Source organism: Actinosynnema sp. NPDC023658 (genome assembly GCF_040639995.1).
Classification (GTDB): domain Bacteria; phylum Actinomycetota; class Actinomycetes; order Mycobacteriales; family Pseudonocardiaceae; genus Actinosynnema.
This window is the reverse complement of sequence record NZ_JBFAAX010000585.1, coordinates 1-3,584: the sequence shown is the minus strand read 5'-3', so window position 1 is coordinate 3,584 and position 3,584 is coordinate 1. Positions and strand designations below refer to the sequence as shown.

Genomic DNA, 3,584 nt, shown 5'->3' with positions numbered 1-3,584 from the left:
GAGGGTTAGCGGGGTGCGGTGCCGGAGACGGTGGTGGCGGCGGCGCGGACGGTGGGGCTCGCGATCGCGCCCAACGCCAGGGCGGCCATGACGCCGGCCATGCCCAGGACGGTGGTGGTGGCGCCCGTGGTGTCCAGGAGCGGGCCCGCGGTCACGCCGCCCAGGAACGCCAGGCCGGAGCCCAGCAGGGTCATCACGCTCACCGCACGGCCCATCATGGCGTCCGGCGCGACCGTCACCAGGTACACACCACCGGCCACGTTGAACACGCCGCCGATGTACCCGAACGCCGCGAACACCGCCCCCAACGCGAACGGGTCGGTCACGAAAGCCACCGGCACCACGGTGAGCGCCCACGCGGTGAACCCGCCGACGAGCAGTGACCGCATGCTCAGCCGCCGCAGCCACCGGCTCGCGGTCAACGCGCCCACCATGCCGCCGACGCCGCCGATCGCGGTGATCACGCCGAGCACCGCGGCCGAACCGCCGTCCTGCTTCACGATGAACATCACCGCCAGCCCGAGCCCGGCGAACACGATGTTGCTCACCGAGATCAGCACCATCGCCGTCCGCAGCAGCCGCTGCCCCCAGATCCACCGCAGCCCCTCGGCCACCTCGGCCCGGAAGTCGCGCCGGGCCGGCCGCTCGCCCTGGAAGTCCCGCCGGATCAGCAGCAACGTCACCAGCGACACCAGGTGCGCCACCACCGTGAACACGAACGGCGACCAGCGCACGAACGCGAACAGCGCGCTGCCGATCGGCTGACCCAGCATCCCGGCCGCACGCGCACGTGCCTCGTTCTGGCTCAACGCCGCCGGCAGCTGCCCGGTCGGCACCACGTGCCGCACCGCCGAACGCTCCGCCAGGTCGTAGCAGATCGCCAGGCTGCCCTGCAGGAACGCCACCACGATCAGGTGCACGACCCACGTGTGCCCCGCCATCACGGCGAGCGCGACGCTCGCGGTCAGCAGCACGCACCCGATGTCGGCCAGCACCATCAACCGCCGCCGGTCGACGCGGTCGACGAGCACCCCGGCGGGCAGCTGCACGACGAGCTGCGGCAGCAGCGCCGCCGACATCACCAGCCCGGCGGCGGCGGCCGACTGGGTCGCCCACAGCGCCAGCAGCGGGTACGCGAACACGGTCACCCGCGTGCCCAGCAACGTGCTGCCCGCGCCCGCCCACAGCAGCAGGAAGTCGCGGTTCCGGCGCAGCGGAGGCAGTTCCGTCCGGACGCTCATCGGGTGGCCTCGACCAACTCGGACGGCACGCCGAGCGCGCACCACCGCAGCACGGCCATGGCGCTGTGCAGCTTGTTCTCCGCCTGCTGGAACGCGATGCTGCGCGGTCCGTCGAGCACGTCGGCGGTGACCTCCTCGCCGCGGTGCGCGGGCAGGTCGTGCATGAACACCGCATCCGGGCTCGTCCGCCACAGTCCCTTGTGGACGCGGAACGGCGTGAACACCTCGCGCCAGCGCGGGTCCGGCTTCACCGTGCCGGTGGTCTGCCACCGGGTCGTGTAGATGGCGTGGACGTCGGTGGGCAGGTCGTCCATGTCGTGCCGCTCCACGACGGTGGACCCGTGGTCCCGCGCCTGGGACTTCGCCTCGGTGAGGATCGTGGCCGGAAGGCCGTAGCCGGGCGGTGTGCGGGCCTCGAAGTGCACGCCGGGGTAGCGGCTCAGCGCCAGCGCCAGGGCCGTGCACGTGTTGTTGCCCTCGCCGACGTAGAGCAGCCGCAGCCCGTCGAGCGAGCCGAACCGCCGGGTCAACGTGGTCAGGTCGGCCAGCGCCTGGGTCGGGTGCTCCAGCTCGCTCATCGCGTTGACCACCCGCAGCCCGGACCGGCCCAGGTCGCGCAGCTCCTGCTCCTTGCCGGCGGTGCGGGCGACCAGGAGGTCGAGCATCCCGGCGAGCACCCGGCCGGTGTCACCGACCGTCTCACCGGTGTTGAGCTGCAGGTCGCCGGGCCCGAACGTGACGATCTGCGCGCCGAGGCGCAGCGCCCCGCTGGAGAACGCGGTGCGGGTCCGGGTGGAGGTCTTGCGGAAGTAGATGCCGACGACGGCCCCGTCCAGCGGTCGTCCCGGCGGCTCGGTCCGATCACCGAACCGCGCCCCCTGGTCGACGATGTGCCGCAGATCCCGGTCACCGAGGTCGGTGGTCGAGATCAGGTGTCCCGCGTTGCTGTCCATCTCTTGCCCCATGTCTCGGATGTCGGTCGGTAAGCGCGGCGGTCCGCACGCGCGGCGGTCAGCGCACGACGGTCAGTACGCGTGCGCGGCGGCCAGGCCCGCGCCCAGGTCACCGACCAGCCGGTCGGCGTGCGCCGCGACGAACTTGTGCGCCTCGCGGCCGGAGTCGGAGTTGGTGAGCACCACCAGGCCGGTGCCCGCGCGCACCCGGCTCAGCGTCACGGCCCGGTAGCCGGGCGACTCCCCGACGTGCCCGTACTCCAGGTCGGTCCCGGTCGGGTCGACCGAGGTGGCCAGCCCGAACAGGCTGCCGGGGTGCGCGACGGCCAGCATCTGCTCGGCCACCTCGCGCGTGAGCACCGCCGGTGACCGGTCCAGGTAAGCCTCCCGGATCTCGGCGGCCACCAGCGCGAGGTCGGCGGCCGTGGTCCACAGGCCGCCGGCGGCCTGGGTGGAGCGGTTGCGCCAGCCGCCGTCGAGCACCTGGCCGCGCTCGTCGTGCCCCAGTGCGACCGGCCGCCCGGACACCTCCGGGTAGGCGTAGTCGTAGCTGCTGTCGAGCATGCCCAGCGGTTCGAACACCAGCTCGCGCATCAGGCCGGCGAAGTCGCGGCCGGTGACGTCGACGAGCAGCTGCTGGAGGACCGCGAAGTGCGTGTTGTGCTTGACGAAGTCCCGACCGGGTTCGCCGGTCAGGTGCACGCGGGCCGGTTCGGCCGGCGGGTCGCCGCGCAGCACGTCCAGCACGGTCGGCAGCGCCCGGGTCGGGTGGTACGGCTCGTTGGAGGTGGGCGACAGGCCGGACAGGTTCGCCATCAGCAGGCGTGGCGTGACCGGCGCGGAGCCCGGCGGGTACGGCACCCGCCACGACTCCAGGTACCGGTTGACGTCGCCGTCGAGGTCCAGCACCCCCTTCCCCGCCAGGCGCAACGCGGCCAGCGCGGTGACGTGCTTGCTGATCGAGCCGACCTGGAAGAGCGTGTCCGGCGTGACCGGACCGCCGCCCGCGACCAGCTCGCCGTACGCGTGCGTGGCGACGAGCCTGCCGTCGTCGATGACCGCGATGGACACGCCGGGGACGTGGTGCTCGGCCATCATCGCGGTGGGCGAGGGCAGGCCGGACGGGCGGGGCGCGGTGTCCTGGTCCAGCCGCCGGGCCAGGTCCGCGATCGTGTCGTGCTGGTAGAGCGTGGCCAGCGACAGCTCGATCCCCTCCTCCCTGGCCACGGCCAGGAACCGCACCACCCGCATGGAGTTGCCGCCCAGCTCGAAGAACCGGTCGTCCCGGCCGATCCGCTCGACGTCGAGCACGCGCCGCCAGATCGCCGCCAGCCGCCGTTCGGTGTCGGTGGTGGGCGGCAGGTACGGCTTGCGGGCGCCCAGCGCGGCC

3 protein-coding genes are annotated in these 3,584 nt (G+C 73.2%); all 3 read right to left on the bottom strand.

Annotated features, from left to right (window positions below; all coding sequences use genetic code 11):
- Positions 1-5: 5 nt before the first annotated feature.
- Positions 6-1,241, bottom strand: a complete 1,236-nt coding sequence (locus tag AB0G02_RS31610) for an MFS transporter (RefSeq protein WP_360801369.1) — start codon at positions 1,239-1,241, stop codon at positions 6-8.
- Positions 1,238-2,206 carry an ornithine carbamoyltransferase gene (locus AB0G02_RS31605; protein ID WP_360801366.1) on the bottom strand — a complete coding sequence of 323 codons (969 nt, stop codon included), beginning with the start codon at positions 2,204-2,206 and terminating at the stop codon, positions 1,238-1,240. Before AB0G02_RS31605 ends, AB0G02_RS31610 begins: the two co-directional genes overlap by 4 nt.
- Positions 2,207-2,266: 60 nt before the next feature.
- A partial coding sequence (locus AB0G02_RS31600) for a serine hydrolase (protein WP_360801363.1) occupies positions 2,267-3,584 on the bottom strand: 1,318 nt, incomplete at its 5' end.

Bases quoted from the DNA above. Each gene is read 5' to 3' on its own strand.
- AB0G02_RS31610 (WP_360801369.1), bottom strand. From the start codon at position 1,241: ATGAGCGTCCGGACGGAACTGCCTCCGCTGCGCCGGAACCGCGACTTC.
- AB0G02_RS31605 (WP_360801366.1), bottom strand. From the start codon at position 2,206: ATGGGGCAAGAGATGGACAGCAACGCGGGACACCTGATCTCGACCACC.